Source organism: Streptomyces sp. NPDC041122 (assembly GCF_055592445.1).
In genome coordinates, this window is the sequence record NZ_JBVIYQ010000008.1 from 85,555 (window position 1) to 101,604 (window position 16,050).

Consider the following 16,050-nt stretch of genomic DNA (forward strand, 5'->3'; position numbering starts at 1 on the left):
GAAAAGACGCTGGTCAGGGGATATGTCGTCGGCCGCGGCCACAGAATAACGTCCGGCCCGCGCCACGGTCGCACGGCCCGGGCCGGGGCTCACCCGTCCCACCTCACCGCTTCCCTCAGAGCAGGGCGAACTGCCCGTCCGGCCCCTCCTCGCGGTGGTCCAGGACCGACGCGGGCCGGCGGGCGGCCTCGGGGACGGGCAGGACGCCCGCCCGGCGCAGCTCGTCCCCGGTGAGCGGCGCGCCGAGGGCCGAGCGCAGCTCCTCCTGGCGCGGCGCGAGCTCCGCCACCAGCGCCAGCACCGTGATGAGTTCGAGCAGTTCGGACGTCCACGGCTGGGGCCAGACCGCCGGCCGGATCGCCTCCAGGGTGCCGGCCTCGACGGCCTCGGTGCGCAGGGCGAACCACCGCTCGATGATCCGTACACCGCTCACCTCGTACTCCCAGGCCTCGCTCGGCACCGGCGAGATGACGCCCTCGCCGCCGACCAGAAGGACCTCCTCGTCGGCGTCGTACGTCAGGGTGCGCGGCCGGGCGGGGAGCGGCGAGCGGACGTACGGCCTGCGCCCGCCCGGCAGCTTCGGCCGGTCGCCGTTGCCGCGCAGCTGCAGCCGGAGCAGCCGCCGCCCGAGCTCCACGCCCCGCGCCCAGGCACCGGCGTCGCGGGTGAGCGGCACCCGGCAGCCGGCCGGTGACCCGGTCCCGGCCGCCAGCGCCCAGGCGAGCAGCGCGGGTGCGGTCACGTCCTGCCCGAGCGTTTCCGAGAGGTGCACGAGCAGCCCGGGCGTCACATTCGGTTCGAGCCCGCCGGGGCGGCGGAACAGCGGCCTGATGCGGCCCGGCCGCCCGGCCGGTGAGCGGCCGTCCGGCAGCACGGCGGAGGCGAGGACGGCGGGCCCCGCGGCGCCCGGCACGTGCCCTTGCTCGACGGCGAAGAGCTGACCCTCGCCTGCGACCCGCCACAGCTCGGGACGGGCGACGTCGAGGAGCCGGTGGTCGGGGATCAGCCACTGCTCGTCGTACGGGCCGTGCAGGACGCGTACGGGCTCGGGGCAGGGGCCGCTCTCGCGGGCCAGCCGGCCGGTGCCGCCGGGGTGTCCGGGGAGCTGGGCGACCGCGGTGTGCAGGGTGCGGGCGCGGGTGGGGCGGAAGAGGGTCTCGCGATCCGGGCCCGCGGCGCGCACGAGCGCGTTCCAACGGGCCTTCAGGGATGCGGAGTCCGGTCCCATCGGCCACCCGCGGCCCGGCCGGAGCGGTGCGACGGACCACGGCATGAGATCCGCGAGCAGCGGCGCTTCGTCCTGCGTCACGCCCGGCATCGTACGACGGGAGCGCCCGGCCCCGTCACGTCGCGTCGAGCGTGACCGAGAAGGAGAAGCGGTCGCCGCGGTAGTGGATGCGTGCCACGTCCAGGGTCCTGCCGTGCTCGTCGTAGGTCACGCCCGTGTAGTGCAGGATCGGGCTGAGCAGCGGCACTTCGAGCAGCCGGGCGGTCTCCGGGTCGGCGAGGGTGGCCTCGACGGTGTCGGTGATCCGGCTGATGCGAACGCCCACCACGTCGCGCAGGACCTTGGTCATCGGCCAGCGCACCAGGTCCTCGCCCTCGATGCGGTCGGCCAGTTCGGGGCGGATGTAGTTGCGCGCGTGATTGGTCGGCTCGCCCGTCTTCTCGTCGTGGCGCAGCCGGTGGTACGTCGCCACCTCCGCCGAGTCCGGGAAGTGCTCGGCGAGTTCGGCGGGGAGCGGGACCGTGCCGTGCTCCAGGAGCCGGGTGGTCATGCCCGACTGCTGGGCCACGATCGCGTCGACCGAGCCCAGCAGCCGGACCGGGGTGCCGCGCCGGGCGCTCGGCTCGATGAAGGTGCCGCGCCGCCGGTGCCGGGTGATCAGCCCCTCGTCCTCCAGCTCCTTGAGCGCCTGCCGCATGGTCAGCACGCTCACCCCGTAGTGCCCCGCCAACTGCTCCTCGGTGGGCAGCCGGAGCGGGGCCTCGGGGGAGCGCCCCAGTATCGAGGCGCGCAGCGACTGCGACACCTGGTACCAGAGCGGCAGCTTCCGATTCAGGACGATCGAGTCCGGGGCGAATGCGGTCACGGTCTCTCCGAATCAGTTACGGAAGTGGCGCTCCAGACCCTGCCACACGTCGTCATAACCGCGCTGCAGGTGGGACGCGGTCGCCGCCTGCTCGGTCGCCGTCACCGGCCAGCGCGTCTCGAACATGAAGGCGAGGCCGTCGTCGATCTTCTGCGGCTTCAGCTCGGCCGCGGAGGCCTTGTCGAAGGTCTCGCGGTCGGGGCCGTGCGCGGACATCATGTTGTGCAGCGAGCCGCCGCCGGGCACGAAGCCCTCGGCCTTCGCGTCGTACGCGCCCTCGATCAGGCCCATGTACTCGCTCATCACGTTCCGGTGGAAGTACGGCGGCCGGAAGGTGTCCTCGCCGACCAGCCAGCGCGGCGCGAAGACGACGAAGTCGACGCCGGCGAGACCCGGGGTGTCGGACGGCGAGGTGAGCACCGTGAAGATCGACGGATCCGGGTGGTCGTAGCTGATCGAGCCGATGACGTTGAAGCGGTGCAGGTCGTAGACGTACGGGAGGTGGTTGCCGTGCCAGGCGACCACGTCGAGCGGCGAGTGGTCGTACGTCGCCCGCCACAGGTTGCCGCAGAACTTGCTCACCACCTCCACCGGCCCCTCGACGTCCTCGTACGCCGCGACGGGCGCCCGGAAGTCGCGCGCGTTGGCGAGCCCGTTGGCCCCGATCGGGCCGAGGTCGGGGAGCCGGAACGGCGCGCCGTAGTTCTCGCACACGTATCCGCGGGCGCTCGCGTCCAGCAGCTCCACCCGGAAGCGCACGCCGCGCGGGATCAGCGCCACCTCGCCGGGCGCGGCGTGCAGCAGGCCGAATTCGGTGCGCAGGAGCAGCCCGCCGTGTTCGGGCACGACGAGTAGTTCGCCGTCCGCGTCGCTGAACACCCGGTCCTTCATCGAGGAGTTGGCGTGGTAGAGGTGGATGCCCATGCCGGTGCGCTGGCTCGCGTCGCCATTGCCGCCGAGCGTCCACAGGCCCGCGAGGAAGTCCGTGCCGGGCGCGGGCGCGGGGAGCGGGTTCCAGCGCAGCCGGTTGGGGTCGGGCACCGACTCGGCGAAGGGGGCGGTGCGCAGCGCGCCGTTGTCGACGCGCGTGAACCGCGGGTGCGCGGCCGAGGGGCGGATGCGGTAGAGCCACGAGCGCCGGTTGTGCGCGCGGGGCTCGGTGAACGCCGAGCCGCTCAGCTGCTCGGCGTAGAGCCCGAGGGGGGCGCGCTGGGGGGAGTTGCGGCCGTGCGGCAGGGCGCCGGGCACGGCTTCGGAGCTGTGTTCGTTGCCGAAGCCGGAGAGGTAGGCCAGCCCCTCGGCACTCTTGCGTGCGTCGTCCGCGTTCGCATCCGCTCGCCGCGCGTCGTCTGCGTGGTCCCCGATCATCACCGCTCCCTCGTCCACGATTCCTATGGAACACCGTAGGATTCGGGTCCCCCTTCCGCAAGGGGAAGCGGGAAGGTGAGGGGCGCTCTCCTCCCGGCCCCGCTCGCCCGCCGCTCTCCCGCGTTACTCTCCGGGCATGCCCAGCCCGAACCAGCCCGCGGACCCCCCGGACCGCCCCGCCGACGGCCCCACCGGGCCGGCGGACCGCCCGGACCCGTCCGGGGACACACGCCCCCCGGCCTCCCTGCGCCGCGTCCCCGTGCAGGAGCGCAGCGCCGAACGGCTGACCCGGATCCTCGACGCCTGCGCCGCCGTCCTGGACGAGGTCGGCTACGAGGGCCTCACCACCCGCGCCGTAGCCCAGCGCGCCCGCGTCCCGATCGGCTCGGTCTACCGCTTCTTCGGCAACAAACGCGCCCTCGTCGACGCCCTCGCCCACCGCAACCTCGACGCGTACGCGCAGCGCGTGACCGAGCGCGTCGCCGCCGTCGGGCGCGGCGACTGGCGCGGCGCCGTCGACGCGGCCTTCGACGAGTACCTGACGATGATGCGCACCGTCCCCGGATTCGGCCTCGTCGACTTCGGCGTCCCCTGCGCGCCCGAGGCGATGCCCGACGCCAACGTCCAGGTCGCCGAACGGGTGGCGGCCCTGCTCGCCGTCCATCTCGACCGCCCGCTCGACGCGGAGCTGCGCCGCACGATGCTGGTCGGCGTCGAGGCGGTCGACGCGGTCCTCCAGCTGGCCTTCCGCGCCGCCCCGTCGGGCGACGCGGCCCTCGTCGACGAGGCACGGAAGCTGCTGCACGCGTACTTGGGGCGGTCGCTGGACTGAACCGGGGTGACGGCCGTGACCAGGAGTTTTGCGCTTATTGCTCGCGCGTCAACATCTTGTTAACGCCGGAGAGCGGGTCCTAACGTCGTCCGGACCGCCAGACCTGGTGGGAGTTCGATGGTGAACGTGAGGTAGCCCCCATGCTGACAATCCTCGGATTCGTCATGATCGCCACCTTCCTGGTGCTGATCATGATGAAGAAGATGTCGCCGATCGCGGCCCTGGTGCTGATCCCGGCACTCTTCTGCGTGTTCGTCGGGAAGGGGGCCCACCTCGGGGACTACGTCCTCGACGGCGTCGGCAATCTGGCGCCCACCGCGGCCATGCTCATGTTCGCCATCGTGTACTTCGGCGTCATGATCGACGTCGGCCTGTTCGACCCGATCGTCCGGGGCATCCTGCGCTTCTGCAAGGCCGACCCCCTGCGCATCGTGATCGGCACCGCCGTGCTCGCCGCGATCGTCTCGCTCGACGGCGACGGCTCGACCACCTTCATGATCACGGTGTCGGCGATGTATCCGCTCTACCGGCGCCTGAAGATGAGCCTCGTCGTGATGACCGGCGTCGCCGCGACCGCCAACGGCGTCATGAACACGCTGCCCTGGGGCGGCCCGACGGCCCGCGCCGCGACCGCGCTCAAGGTCGACGCGACCGACATCTTCGTCCCCATGATCCCGGCGCTCGCCATGGGTCTCGTCGCCGTCTTCCTCCTCGCGTACGCCTTGGGCCTGCGCGAGCGCAAGCGCCTCGGCGTCCTCTCGCTCGACGAGGTCCTGGAGAAGGAGACCGCCGACGAGACGGTGCTGGTCGGCGCGGGGGCCGGTGGCGAGGGGCGTACGTCGCTCATCAAGAAGACCGACGGCGCCACGGCGAAGCCCGCCGGCGGCCCGGGCTCCGGCACCGACGCGGACACCCCCGGGAGCGAGGCGGGCGCCGAGGACGGCGACGACGGGTTCCAGGGCCTCGACCCCCACCGCGCCACGCTGCGCCCGGGGCTCTACTGGTTCAACGCCGCCCTCACCGTGCTGCTGCTCACCGCCATGATCATGGAGTGGCTGCCGATCCCGGTCCTCTTCCTGCTCGGCGCCGCCCTCGCCCTCACCGTCAACTTCCCGCACATGCCCGACCAGAAGGCCCGCGTCGCGGCCCACGCGGAGAACGTCCTCAACGTCACCGGCATGGTCTTCGCCGCCGCCGTCTTCACCGGGGTGCTCACCGGTACCGGCATGGTCGACCACATGGCCGACTGGCTCGTCGGCGCCATCCCCGAGGGCATGGGCCCGCAGATGGGCCTGGTGACCGGCCTCCTCTCCATCCCGCTCACCTACTTCATGTCCAACGACGGCTTCTACTTCGGCGTCCTGCCGGTCCTCGCCGAGGCGGGCCAGGCCCACGGCGTCTCCACCCTGGAGATCGCCCGCGCCTCCATCGCCGGACAGGCCCTGCACATGTCGAGCCCGCTGGTGCCCGCCGTGTACGTCCTCGTCGGCATGGCCAAGGTCGAGTTCGGCGACCACACCAAGTTCACCGTCAAATGGGCCGTGCTCACCTCGCTGGTGGTCCTCGGCGCCGGAATCCTCTTCGGCATCATCTGATGCCGACGGTTTCATCCGGGCCCCGGCCCGCACGCGGGTCCGGGCCGGGGCCCGGGAACAGGGGCTGGCTGCTGCGCCTCGTCATCGCCTTCGGCTTCGCGCAGGGGGCGGTGTCGATGGCGCGGCCCGCCGTCTCCTACCGGGCCCTCGCGCTGGGCGCCGACGAGCGGGCCGTCGGCGTCATCGCGGGTGTGTACGCCCTGCTGCCGCTCTTCGCCGCCGTACCGCTCGGCCGCCGGACGGACCACGGGCGGTGCGCGCCGCTGCTGCCGCTCGGTGTCGTCCTGATCGCGGGCGGCTGCGCCCTGAGCGGTACGGCGGACTCGCTCGCCGCGATGGCCGCCTGGAGCGGGGTGATGGGCCTCGGCCACCTCTGTTTCGTGATCGGCGCCCAGTCGATCGTGGCCCGGCAGTCCGCACCCGCCGAACAGGACCGCAACTTCGGCCACTTCACCATCGGCGCCTCCCTCGGCCAGCTGATCGGGCCGATCGCGGCGGGCGCCCTGATCGGCGCGGACACCGGCCGCACGAGCGCCCTCGCGCTGGTCGTGGCGGCGGGGGGCGCGGCCGTCTCGCTCACCTCGCTGTGGCGCATCGAGCGGCGGCGGACGGGGCCCGCGCCGGAACGCGCGGGGCGGGTCCCGGTCCTGGGCATCCTGCGCACTCGGGGCGTGCCCGCGGGCGTCTTCATCAGCCTCGCCGTGCTCTCCGCCACGGACATCCTCACCGCCTACCTCCCGGTGGTCGGCGAGCACCGCGGCATCGCCCCCGCCACGGTGGGCCTGCTGCTCTCGCTGCGGGCCGCGGCCACGATCGCCTGCCGGCTGGTGATGACGCCGATGATCCGCCGCCTCGGCCGGAGCGCACTCCTCGCCGGCACCTGTCTGCTCGGCGGGCTGCTCTGCGCGGCCATGGCGCTGCCCGTGCCGGTGTGGGGCCTCGCCCTGATGCTGGCCGCGCTCGGCTTCTGCCTCGGGGTGGGCCAGCCGCTCTCCATGACGACCGTCGTCCAGGCGGCACCCGACGGCGCCCGCTCGACGGCCCTGGCCCTGCGCCTCACCGGCAACCGCCTCGGCCAGGTCGCGGCCCCTGCGTCGGCGGGCCTGGTGGCGGGGGTCGCCGGAGTGGCGGCGCCGTTCGTGATGCTGGGCGGGCTGCTGCTCGTGGGGGCGGGGCTGGGGCTGCGCGGGCTTCCCGGGGGCGGGGGCGGTCCGCCGGGGGCCGGGGAGGGCGGAGGTGAGGGCGGCCGAACAGGCCGCACGGGCAAGCGAGTTGCCGAGCATTCCTGAGTCCTCAGGGGCCGGTACGGGGCCGGTATCGACCCGGTGCGGACCCGGTACCGACTGACCGGGGCGCGGCGTCAGCCCCGCCCGGTCGCCGCACCCGCCAGCGCCCGGGTGCCCGCCGCGCAGCCCTCCCGCACATCTGCCAGTTCCGCGGCCGTCAGCTGCCTGCCCGCCGAGCCGCGGCGACTGCCGTCGAGACGGGCGCAGGCCCCGTCCAGCCACGAGGTGACCGGCTCGACCCCGACGAACTCCGCGAGGCGGGTCAGCTCCTCGCGCGGGGCGTCGAGCAGATCCTCGTAGGCGAGCGGCATGCCCTGCCCCGCGGGCAGGCCGTCGAGGAACCGGACGCCGTCCCCGACCAGTTCGGACCAGAGGTCGGCGAAGCGGCGCAGGGGCAGATCACGGTCGTGTACGAGGGCTGCGTCGAACCGCTCGCCGAGCAGCGGGGCCAGATCCGGCGGCAGGGACCGCACCTGCTCGGCCGTCAGCTCGGCGACGTCCGCCACCCCCGTCCGCTCCGTGATCTCCCGCAGCAGCGTGATCACGCGGTACCCGGGGTGCCGGCTCATGGACAGGGCGCAGTCCGGCCCGTCCCGGTGCAGGTGCACGAACCGCGCGTACGGGAAGGCGGCGCGCAGCCCCGGTGCCCAGCCCGTCGAGTATCCGGAGCGCTCCACCGCCGCCGTGCGGCCGAACCGCTCGCCGAGCAGCGCGAAGAGCGCCTCGTGATGGCGCGGGGCCGCGCGCTCGGGCCACTCGACGACCGCCGCACGGAGCTCGTCCAGGAGGGTGTCGGGGTCGTCGGTGAGGTGGGGCAGCACCATCAGGGACAGCGCGGGGATCCCGGTGGTCCCGGCCGCGTACCGCCCGGGCCTGCGGGTGTAGAGGAACTCCGGCATCAGCACCCCGCTGCGGAGCATGCCCGCGAAGTACGGGGTGGGCCTGAAGAGGGCCTCCCAGAACTCCGCGCCGGACAGCCGCCCCTCGGGGAAGGCCGCGCCGCCGACCGAGGCCATGTACTCGTTGAGGCTCAGCACGTCGGGGTGGGTGCTGAGGATGCGGGACAGGGCGGTGGAGCCGCTGCGGCCGGTACCGATGACGAAGGTCAAGCTGCGCACGTATCAGCCTCCGGGGCGGTGTCACGGGACTCGCGGGACGCTGTGCACCTCAGCACACCGGAGCGGGGGCGCACCAGAGGGCACCGGCTCGGCGCGGACCCCCCTGGTATCCGAAAACTATCAGCGCTAGTTTGGGGGCGCCGACGACAACCTGGAGGAACGCGATGAAGGCCCACGACGGGATGTACATCGACGGTGCCTGGCGCCCGGCCGCGGGCACCGACACCATCACGGTCCTGAACCCGGCCGACGAAGAGCCCGTCGGCCGGGTCCCCGCGGGCACCGCGGAGGACGTCGACGCCGCGGTGTGCGCCGCCCGTGCCGCCCTGCCCGGCTGGGCCGCCACGCCGCCCGCCGAGCGCGCCGCCCTGATCGGGGCTCTCCGGGACCGCCTGGTCGCCCGCAAGGACGAGATCGCCGAGACCGTCACCGCCGAGCTGGGCGCCCCCCTGGCGTTCTCGGAGGCGGTGCACGCCGGTGTGCCGATCCTGGTCTCCGGCTCGTACGCCGAGCTCGCCGCGACCCACCCCTTCCAGGAGCGGGTGGGCAACTCCACGGTCTATCTGGAGCCGGTCGGCGTGGTCGGGGCGATCACGCCCTGGAACTACCCGCTGCACCAGATCGTCAACAAGGTGGCGCCCGCCCTCGCCGCGGGCTGCACGGTGGTGCTCAAGCCCGCCGAGGACACCCCGCTCACCGCCCAGCTCTTCGCCGAGGCGGTGCACGAGGCGGGCGTGCCCGCGGGCGTCTTCAACCTGGTCACCGGACTCGGGCCGGTCGCGGGGCAGGCGCTCGCCGAGCACGAGGGCGTCGACCTCGTCTCGTTCACCGGCTCCACCGCCGTCGGCAAGCAGATCGGCGCCACCGCCGGCGCGGCCGTCAAGCGTGTCGCGCTGGAGCTCGGCGGCAAGTCCGCCAACGTCATCCTGCCGAGCGCGGATCTCGCCAAGGCCGTGGCCGTCGGCGTCGCCAACGTCATGTCCAACTCCGGCCAGACGTGCAGCGCCTGGACCCGCATGCTCGTCCACACCGACCACTACGACGAGGCCGTCGGGCTCGCCGCCGCCGCGGCCGCCAAGTACGGCCCGCGCATCGGCCCCGTCGTCAACGCCAAGCAGCAGGCACGCGTGCGCGGATACATCGAGAAGGGCGTCGAGGAGGGCGCCCGGATCGTGGCGGGCGGCCCCGAATCCCCGCAGGACAAGGGCTATTTCGTCCAGCCGACCGTCTTCGCCGACGTCACACCCGAGATGACCATCGCCCAGGAGGAGATCTTCGGCCCGGTCGTCTCGATCATCCGGTACGAGGACGAGGACGACGCCCTGCGCATCGCCAACGGCACCGTGTACGGGCTGGCGGGCGCGGTGTGGGCGGCCGACGACGCGGAGGCCGTGGCCTTCGCGCGCCGCATGGACACCGGCCAGGTCGACATCAACGGCGGCAGCTTCAACCCCCTCGCGCCCTTCGGCGGTTACAAGCAGTCGGGCGTCGGCCGCGAACTGGGCGCGCACGGCCTGACGGAGTACCTGCAGACCAAGTCCCTGCAGTTCTGACCCGCACGATCGCAACCTGGCCCTGAGCCCCGCCCCCAGCCCGCCAACTTCCCCAAGGAGTACGCCAACGTGGTCCGCGCCGCCATCCTCCCCGCCGTCGGCTCCCCGCTGGAGATCGCCGAGATCGACCTTCCGGAGCCGGGTCCCGGCCAGGTCCGGGTGCGCCTCGCCGCAGCCGGGGTCTGCCACTCCGACCTGTCCCTGACCAACGGCACCATGCGGGTCCCTGTGCCCGCCGTCCTCGGGCACGAGGGCGCGGGCACCGTGGTCTCCGTCGGGGAGGGCGTCACCCACGTCGCACCCGGCGACGGAGTCGTCCTGAATTGGGCGCCGTCCTGCGGCAGTTGCCACGCCTGCACGCTCGGCGAGGTGTGGCTGTGCGGCAACGCGCTCGCGGGTGCGGCGGACGTCTACGCCCGGCGCTCCGACGGCACCGGCCTGCACCCCGGCCTGAACGTCGCCGCGTTCGCCGAGGAGACGGTGGTCGCGGCGGGCTGCGTCCTGCCGGTGCCGGACGGCGTCCCGCTGACCGACGCGGCCCTGCTCGGCTGCGCCGTCCTGACCGGCTACGGCGCCGTGCACCACGCGGCGCGGGTCCGGGCGGGCGAGAGCGTGGCGGTCTTCGGCGTCGGCGGGGTGGGCCTCGCCACGCTGCAGGCGGCCAGGATCGCGGGGGCGGGACCGGTCGTCGCGGTCGACGTCTCGCCGGAGAAGGAGGAGCTGGCCCGCGCGGCCGGCGCCACGGAGTACGTGGTGGCCTCGGAGGCGACGGCCAAGGACATCCGCCGCCTCACCGGCGGCCACGGCGTCGACGTGGCCGTGGAGTGCGTGGGCCGCGCGGTGACGATCCGCACGGCCTGGGAGTCGACCCGGCGCGGCGGCCGCACCACGGTGGTCGGCATCGGCGGCAAGGACCAGCAGGTCACCTTCAACGCCCTGGAGCTCTTCCACTGGGGCAGGACGCTCTCCGGCTGCGTGTACGGCAACTGCGACCCGGCGGTCGACCTGCCGGTCCTCGCCGAACACGTCCGGGCGGGCCGGCTCGACCTCGGTGCCCTGGTGACCGACCGGATCGCCCTCGACGGCATTCCGGCCGCCTTCGACAACATGGTCGCGGGCAAGGGCGGCCGGGCGCTGGTCGTGTTCTGACCGGACCCCGCCGGCGGCGGTCAGCCCTCCGCCGCCGGCGCGGTGAGCCGGGGGAAGGACGTGGCCGCCGAAAGGAACACGAGGGTCGTCAGCACGAACGGCCACGTGAAGGCGTGCCCGCCGGACGGCGCGGCGAGCGCCGCCACCGCGGGGCCGAGCGCCGTCGCGGCGGCGGCGCCCACGAGCGCGTACGCGAGCGTCGCCGCCCGCGCGGGCAGGAAGACCCCGCACAGGGCGAGGGCGACGAGGACGGCGTTGTATCCGGTCGTGCCGTCGGCGATCCGCGCCGCGGGCGCGCCCAGCGCCCAGCCCGTGGCGATGCCGACGGCGCTGCCCAGGCTCGCCACGGCGGCCACGCGCGGTCCGGCGACGAGGAAGCCGAGCAGCAGCAGGGCGCCCACGTACCACTGGGACATGAAGAAGATCTGGCCGAAACCGGCGAGGAACCCCCGGGCGAGGTCCTCCGGTTGGAGGGAGGCCGGCCCCGACGCGGGCGCCGCGAGCGCCGCCAGGCCCTCGCCGTGGTGCCACACCCGCCGGAAGCCGGGCGCCGCGACCGTCGTCGCGGAGGCGACCAGGCAGAACGGCAGGGTGAGCGAGGGCAGCCCCCAGACGCCGAACAGCCGCACCACGGCCGCCGTGACGACGGTGACGACCACGCAGCCCGCGACCGCGAGCAGCGCCGTCGAGAGGTGCTCCGCGCCGAGGAAGACCGCGCAACCGAGCGCTGTCAGACAGGCGTTGAAGCCTTCGAGGCCGACCGCGACACGGCCGCGGTCCACGCCGAGGAGCCGTGCCGCCGCCGTCCCGACGGTGGCGCCTCCCAGGCCGTAGAGCCCGTACTCCCAGCCCGCCGCGAAGAGCGCGAGGCAGAAGAGGGCGCCCGGTGCGGCGCCCGGCAGAAAGGTGACCTGCGCGTGCCCGCGCAGCACCTGCGCGGCGAAGGCGCGGGCGCGCGGCATACCGGCCGCCCGTTCCGTGCCACCGGTCGTGCCTCCGGCGTCCAGCGCATCCGTCGCGTGCCCCACGGCCACCCCCGCGTTCTGTACTTGTGTTCCCTGCGTCCGGCGTCCGGTATTAACGCACGCGGCTCCGGCCGCCGGCACCGGGCGAGACGGATGCAGAGTACATCTACCTGTCGGCGCCGGGGGCCTCCGGAACGTCGGCGAGCCGGGCACGGGGGCGGGATCGCGCCACCGCGACCCCCGCGAGGCAGAGCGCGCCGCCCCCGAGGGTGACCGCCCCCGGCACCTCGTCGAGCGCCAGCCAGGACATCAGGACGACCAGGGCCGGCACGGCGTACGTCGTCGCGCCCATCCGGCTCGCGGTCGTCCTGGCCAGCGCGTACGCCCACGTGGTGAAGGCGAGCGCGGTCGGGAAGACGCCCAGATAGACCATGTTGAGGGTCGCGGAGGCCGGCGCGTGGCGCAGATCGGTCGCCAACTGCCCCGCGAACGGCAGACACAGGACCGCGCCCGCCAGGCAGCCGAAAGTCGTCACCTGGAGCGCGCTCGCGCTGCCCAGCGCGGGCTTCTGCGCGACGACGCCGGCGGCGTACCCCACGGCCGCCGTCAGGCAGAGCGCCACGCCGAGGAGCGAGGCGCGCCCCTCGCCGGACATCGAGAAGCCGACGGCGGCCGCGCCCGCGAACGAGACCGCCATGCCCGCGAGCAGGCGCGGCGGCAGCGGGTCGCCGAGCAGCCGCGAGCCGAGCAGCGCGACGAGGATCGGTCCGATGTTCACGAGCAGCGCGGCGGTGCCCGCGTCGACCTGCTGCTCGCCCCAGTTGAGGACGACCATGTACACCCCGAACCACAGGAGTCCGGAGACGGCGATCCCCGGCCAGGCGGCCCGCGGCGGCAGTCCTTCCCCGCGCACCGCCCAGACGGCGACCAGCGTCACCGCCCCGGCGAGGAGCCGCCCGAGGGCCAGCGCGCCGGGGGAGTAGGCGGAGCCCGCGCTGCGGATCGACACGAAGGCGGAGGCCCACATGACGACGGTGACCGCGGCGGCGGCAGCGGCGAGGAGCTGGGGGCGCGGGGGCAGTCGACGGGGGCGGAAGCCGGGTGTCGCGCGGGCGAAGGCCGAGGGGCGGGCGGCGGGGGCCGGGCGGGAGGAAGACATGCGCAGAGGCTAGAGCGCGAACGCTTCGGCGCTCACCGCACGGTCGGCGTCGGGCGTCGGCCGGCATTCCCGTCCGCCGCTCACCGCAGGGTTCCGATCCGCTGCCGCGCACCGCGGGGTCGGCCCGCACCCCTGCTCACCGGACCGCTGCGAACCACGTCACCAGCACACCGCTCGGGAACTCCTCGCGCGCGGTCACGCGGAACCGTGTGGGGTCGAACTCGCCGTCGAACACGGGGACTCCGGCGCCCGCGACGACGGGGTAGCTCTTGACGATCAGCTCGTCGAGCTCGGGGAGCAGTGCCGCCGCCACCCGTCCGCCGCCGCACAGCCAGATGTCCTTGCCCTGCGGTCCCTCCTGCCGCTTGAGCTCGCGGGCCAGCGCGAGGGGATCGCCGCCCGCCACCGTCACCGCCGGGTCGGGCGCCGCGTCGAGGGTGCGTGACAGCACGTACTGCCGCAGGTGCGCGTACGGGCTCGGGGTGCCGTGGGCCAGCGCCTGGCGGTACGTGCCGTGGCCCATCAGGACCGTGTCGAAGCGGAGGTTCGGGGCGTCCGTGAGGCCGGCGAGCGGGCGGACGGCCGCGGGGACCGTCTCGGGGTAGCGGGAGTTGATCGACGCGGCGTAGGCGGCGGCCTGCTCCTCGTCGCCCACCGGGTAGAAGTCCACCTCGCCCGCGGGACCCGCGATGCGGCCGTCGAGGGAGGCGCCGATGTAGTACACGAGCTTGCGCATCCGGTAACTCCTCCTGTAGTACTGCTCCTGTAGTGGTCGGAACGTAGTACTGCGAATGGAGTGGTGTCAATGGTGCGCAGGAACGACGGCCGGCGGGCCGCCCTGGTCGACGCCGCCATCGAGGTGCTGGCCAGGGAGGGGGCCCGGGGGCTGACCTTCCGCGCGGTGGACGCCGAGGCCGCCGTGCCCACCGGTACCGCGTCCAACTACTTCGGCAACCGGGACGACCTGCTGACCCAGGCGGGCGCCCGGGTGTACGAGCGGCTCACGCCGGGCGCCGCGGAGATCGAACGGCAGCGCACCGCCACGCCCGACAAGGAGACCTATGTCGAGCTGATGCGCGAGGTCGTCGGCCGGGTCAGCGGCTTCCGTACGGGATATCTGGCCCTGCTCGAACTGCGCCTGGAGGCGACCCGGCGCCCCGAACTGCGCGCCGTCCTCACCGAGCGCGTCCGCGCGGACCTCGACGCCAACCTCGCGTACCACGAGGCCTCGGGGCTGCCGGGCGACGCGATGGCGGTCAAGTTGCTGTACCTGGCGTTCAATTGGCTGATCGTCGAGCAGCTCACCCTGCCGGACGTGCTCTCGGAGGACGAGCGCGACGCGATCGTCGCGGCAGCGGTGGACCGCGTCATCACGGGCTGAGCGGTGTGCTCCACGCGACGGACCCCCTGCCCTACAGGCCCTCGATCCCGAGGTGCGCGGCGAAGGCCCGCTTCCCGGCCGGCGTGACCCGTACGGCGCGCTCCGAGCCGATCCGCTCGCACCAGCCCTCGGCCAGCGCGTGCCGGCACAGTGCGGCTCCGGCGACCCCGGCCAGGTGCGGCCTGCGCTCCGTCCAGTCCAGGCAGGCCCTGGCCAGTGGCCGCCGCCCACCGGACGCGAGCGCGATGCCCAGCTCCCCGAACCAGGCCACGCCCCGGTCGGTCAGGGCGAACCCGGTGTCCTGCCGCAGCAGCCCGCGGTCCGTCATGGCGCCGGTGACCGTGATGCCGAGGCGCCCCGCCAGGTGGTCGTAGCAGGTGCGGCCCCGCGCCATCGCGCCGGCGGCGCCCGCCTCGCGCAGCGTGCGGGGCGCGGTCCGCGCGCCCGGCGCCGCATGGGCGGCGAGGTCCTCGACGAGCTGGGCGGCCCGCGCGTCGGCCAGCCGCACATAGCGGTGCCGCCCCTGCCGCTCCTCGGCGAGCAGACCCCCGGCGACCAGCCGGCCCAGGTGCTCGCTGGCCGTCGACGGGGCGACGCCCGCGTGCCGGGCCAGCTCACCGGCCGTCCAGGCCCGCCCGTCGAGCAGCGCGAGCAGACAGGCGGCCCGCGTCTCGTCCGCGAACAGCGCGGCGAGGGAGGCGAGGGCGGGGGCGACGGCGTTCTTCGCGGGGCCGGGTCTCATGCGTCCAGGATGGCGCAGGAACACTTCGGCCCGCACCGAACGGTGACCCTCGGACGGGGCCGGGTCAGGCCCGCACCCGCACCTGCTCGTACTGGAGCGCGAGGCCGTCGAGGAGCGCCCGCAGGCCCGTCTCGAAGGCCCGCTCGTCGATGACCTGCTGGCGGTCGGCGAGGAGGTGGGCCTGGCCCAGGTGCGGGTAGTCGGCGGGGTCGTACGCCGCCTCGTCGTCCACGAAGCCCCCGGCGAACGAGCCGAGCGCGGAGCCCATGATGAAGTACCGCATCAGCGCGCCGATGGACGTGGCCTGCGCGGCGGGCCAGCCCGCGTCCACCATCGCCCCGAACACCGCGTCGGCGAGCCGCAGTCCGGCGGGCCGCCGCCCCGGCCCGCTCGCCAGCACCGGAACGATGTTCGGGTGCAGCGTGAGCGCGGCCCGGTAGGAGACCGCCCAGTCGTGCAGCGCCGTGCGCCAGTCACGTCCGTCGGACGGCTCGAACATCGACAGGTCGACCTGCGCGCTCACCGAGTCGGCGACCGCCTCCAGGATCTGGTCCTTGGTGCGGAAGTGGTTGTAGAGCGAGGGCCCGCTGACGCCGAGCTCGGCGGCGAGGCGGCGGGTGGAGACGGCCGCGAGTCCCTCGGAGTCCACGAGCGCGCGGGCCGTGTCGACGATGCGTTCTCGGCTGAGGAGGGGCTTGCGCGGTCGGGCCATGCGGCACATAGTAGGGCTGCCGCAACAAACTAGCAGTGCTAATTTAAAACTCGACGTCATTCGAGTAACTCGCCGTAACTCGACGTGAGAGGTGTCC

15 protein-coding genes are annotated in these 16,050 nt (G+C 74.0%); 6 read left to right on the plus strand and 9 right to left on the minus strand.

What is annotated here, in order from left to right; translation table 11 throughout:
• Positions 1-115 precede the first annotated feature (115 nt).
• The 3 genes from ACZ6B8_RS27065 to hmgA are packed head-to-tail and all read right to left on the minus strand — an operon-like array spanning position 116 to position 3,461.
• Positions 116-1,318 carry a type ISP restriction/modification enzyme gene (locus tag ACZ6B8_RS27065; protein ID WP_471608976.1) on the minus strand — a complete coding sequence of 401 codons (1,203 nt, stop codon included), beginning with the start codon at positions 1,316-1,318 and terminating at the stop codon, positions 116-118.
• Between the two features lie 25 nt (positions 1,319-1,343).
• Positions 1,344-2,093: a GntR family transcriptional regulator gene (locus ACZ6B8_RS27070; protein ID WP_471080263.1), complete on the minus strand. Its 750-nt coding sequence runs from the start codon at positions 2,091-2,093 to the stop codon at positions 1,344-1,346.
• Between the two features lie 12 nt (positions 2,094-2,105).
• Complete coding sequence (gene hmgA / locus ACZ6B8_RS27075) at positions 2,106-3,461, minus strand: homogentisate 1,2-dioxygenase (RefSeq protein ID WP_471609165.1); 1,356 nt, start codon at positions 3,459-3,461, stop codon at positions 2,106-2,108.
• Between the two features lie 136 nt (positions 3,462-3,597).
• On the opposite strand from hmgA, the gene ACZ6B8_RS27080 reads away from it, so the two are divergent.
• The 3 genes from ACZ6B8_RS27080 (at position 3,598) to ACZ6B8_RS27090 (ending at position 7,177) form a co-directional block, all read left to right on the plus strand.
• Complete coding sequence (locus tag ACZ6B8_RS27080) at positions 3,598-4,293, plus strand: TetR/AcrR family transcriptional regulator (RefSeq protein WP_471608977.1); 696 nt, start codon at positions 3,598-3,600, stop codon at positions 4,291-4,293.
• Positions 4,294-4,433: 140 nt separating this feature from the next.
• A complete protein-coding gene (locus ACZ6B8_RS27085) occupies positions 4,434-5,888 on the plus strand; it encodes a CitMHS family transporter (protein ID WP_471080269.1) in 1,455 nt (484 codons plus the stop codon).
• Positions 5,888-7,177 (plus strand): MFS transporter, encoded by a 1,290-nt coding sequence (locus ACZ6B8_RS27090; protein ID WP_471608978.1) that lies wholly within the window; start codon positions 5,888-5,890, stop codon positions 7,175-7,177. The genes ACZ6B8_RS27085 and ACZ6B8_RS27090 overlap by 1 nt, the downstream gene beginning before the upstream one ends.
• Positions 7,178-7,248: 71 nt before the next feature.
• Here ACZ6B8_RS27090 and ACZ6B8_RS27095 read toward each other — a convergent pair whose 3' ends face one another.
• Positions 7,249-8,292 (minus strand): sulfotransferase family protein, encoded by a 1,044-nt coding sequence (locus ACZ6B8_RS27095; RefSeq protein ID WP_471080275.1) that lies wholly within the window; start codon positions 8,290-8,292, stop codon positions 7,249-7,251.
• Between the two features lie 164 nt (positions 8,293-8,456).
• Here ACZ6B8_RS27095 and ACZ6B8_RS27100 point away from each other — a divergent pair, with 164 nt between their 5' ends.
• Positions 8,457-9,845, plus strand: a complete 1,389-nt coding sequence (locus tag ACZ6B8_RS27100; RefSeq protein ID WP_471608979.1) for an aldehyde dehydrogenase family protein — start codon at positions 8,457-8,459, stop codon at positions 9,843-9,845.
• A gap of 69 nt (positions 9,846-9,914) precedes the next feature.
• On the plus strand, positions 9,915-10,994 hold the full coding sequence (locus tag ACZ6B8_RS27105) for a Zn-dependent alcohol dehydrogenase (protein WP_471608980.1): 1,080 nt from the start codon (positions 9,915-9,917) through the stop codon (positions 10,992-10,994).
• A gap of 20 nt (positions 10,995-11,014) precedes the next feature.
• Here the strand turns inward: ACZ6B8_RS27105 and ACZ6B8_RS27110 are convergent, their stop codons facing one another.
• From ACZ6B8_RS27110 to ACZ6B8_RS27120, 3 genes are all read right to left on the minus strand, one after another.
• Positions 11,015-12,028: an urea transporter gene (locus tag ACZ6B8_RS27110; RefSeq protein ID WP_471608981.1), complete on the minus strand. Its 1,014-nt coding sequence runs from the start codon at positions 12,026-12,028 to the stop codon at positions 11,015-11,017.
• Positions 12,029-12,125: 97 nt separating this feature from the next.
• A complete protein-coding gene (locus ACZ6B8_RS27115) occupies positions 12,126-12,986 on the minus strand; it encodes a DMT family transporter (RefSeq protein ID WP_471081332.1) in 861 nt (286 codons plus the stop codon).
• 268 nt (positions 12,987-13,254) lie between these two features.
• Positions 13,255-13,854 (minus strand): dihydrofolate reductase family protein, encoded by a 600-nt coding sequence (locus ACZ6B8_RS27120; RefSeq protein WP_471608982.1) that lies wholly within the window; start codon positions 13,852-13,854, stop codon positions 13,255-13,257.
• A gap of 69 nt (positions 13,855-13,923) precedes the next feature.
• Here ACZ6B8_RS27120 and ACZ6B8_RS27125 point away from each other — a divergent pair, with 69 nt between their 5' ends.
• The gene (locus ACZ6B8_RS27125) at positions 13,924-14,499 is read left to right on the plus strand and encodes a TetR/AcrR family transcriptional regulator (protein WP_471080289.1); all 576 of its coding nucleotides are present in this window, start codon (positions 13,924-13,926) and stop codon (positions 14,497-14,499) included.
• Between the two features lie 31 nt (positions 14,500-14,530).
• On the opposite strand, the gene ACZ6B8_RS27130 is transcribed toward ACZ6B8_RS27125, so the two are convergent.
• A complete protein-coding gene (locus ACZ6B8_RS27130; protein ID WP_471608983.1) occupies positions 14,531-15,241 on the minus strand; it encodes an ArsR/SmtB family transcription factor in 711 nt (236 codons plus the stop codon).
• A 64-nt stretch (positions 15,242-15,305) separates the two neighbouring features.
• A complete protein-coding gene (locus ACZ6B8_RS27135) occupies positions 15,306-15,953 on the minus strand; it encodes a TetR/AcrR family transcriptional regulator (RefSeq protein ID WP_471080295.1) in 648 nt (215 codons plus the stop codon).
• Positions 15,954-16,050: the final 97 nt, after the last annotated feature.

Excerpts from the sequence above, each read along its gene's own strand:
- ACZ6B8_RS27065 (WP_471608976.1), bottom strand. The coding sequence starts at position 1,318 with ATGCCGGGCGTGACGCAGGACGAAGCGCCGCTGCTCGCGGATCTCATG.
- hmgA (WP_471609165.1), bottom strand. The coding sequence starts at position 3,461 with ATGATCGGGGACCACGCAGACGACGCGCGGCGAGCGGATGCGAACGCG.
- ACZ6B8_RS27080 (WP_471608977.1), top strand. The coding sequence starts at position 3,598 with ATGCCCAGCCCGAACCAGCCCGCGGACCCCCCGGACCGCCCCGCCGAC.
- ACZ6B8_RS27085 (WP_471080269.1), top strand. The coding sequence starts at position 4,434 with ATGCTGACAATCCTCGGATTCGTCATGATCGCCACCTTCCTGGTGCTG.
- ACZ6B8_RS27090 (WP_471608978.1), top strand. The coding sequence starts at position 5,888 with ATGCCGACGGTTTCATCCGGGCCCCGGCCCGCACGCGGGTCCGGGCCG.
- ACZ6B8_RS27100 (WP_471608979.1), top strand. The coding sequence starts at position 8,457 with ATGAAGGCCCACGACGGGATGTACATCGACGGTGCCTGGCGCCCGGCC.
- ACZ6B8_RS27115 (WP_471081332.1), bottom strand. The coding sequence starts at position 12,986 with ATGTGGGCCTCCGCCTTCGTGTCGATCCGCAGCGCGGGCTCCGCCTAC.
- ACZ6B8_RS27120 (WP_471608982.1), bottom strand. The coding sequence starts at position 13,854 with ATGCGCAAGCTCGTGTACTACATCGGCGCCTCCCTCGACGGCCGCATC.
- ACZ6B8_RS27125 (WP_471080289.1), top strand. The coding sequence starts at position 13,924 with ATGGTGCGCAGGAACGACGGCCGGCGGGCCGCCCTGGTCGACGCCGCC.
- ACZ6B8_RS27130 (WP_471608983.1), bottom strand. The coding sequence starts at position 15,241 with ATGAGACCCGGCCCCGCGAAGAACGCCGTCGCCCCCGCCCTCGCCTCC.
- ACZ6B8_RS27135 (WP_471080295.1), bottom strand. The coding sequence starts at position 15,953 with ATGGCCCGACCGCGCAAGCCCCTCCTCAGCCGAGAACGCATCGTCGAC.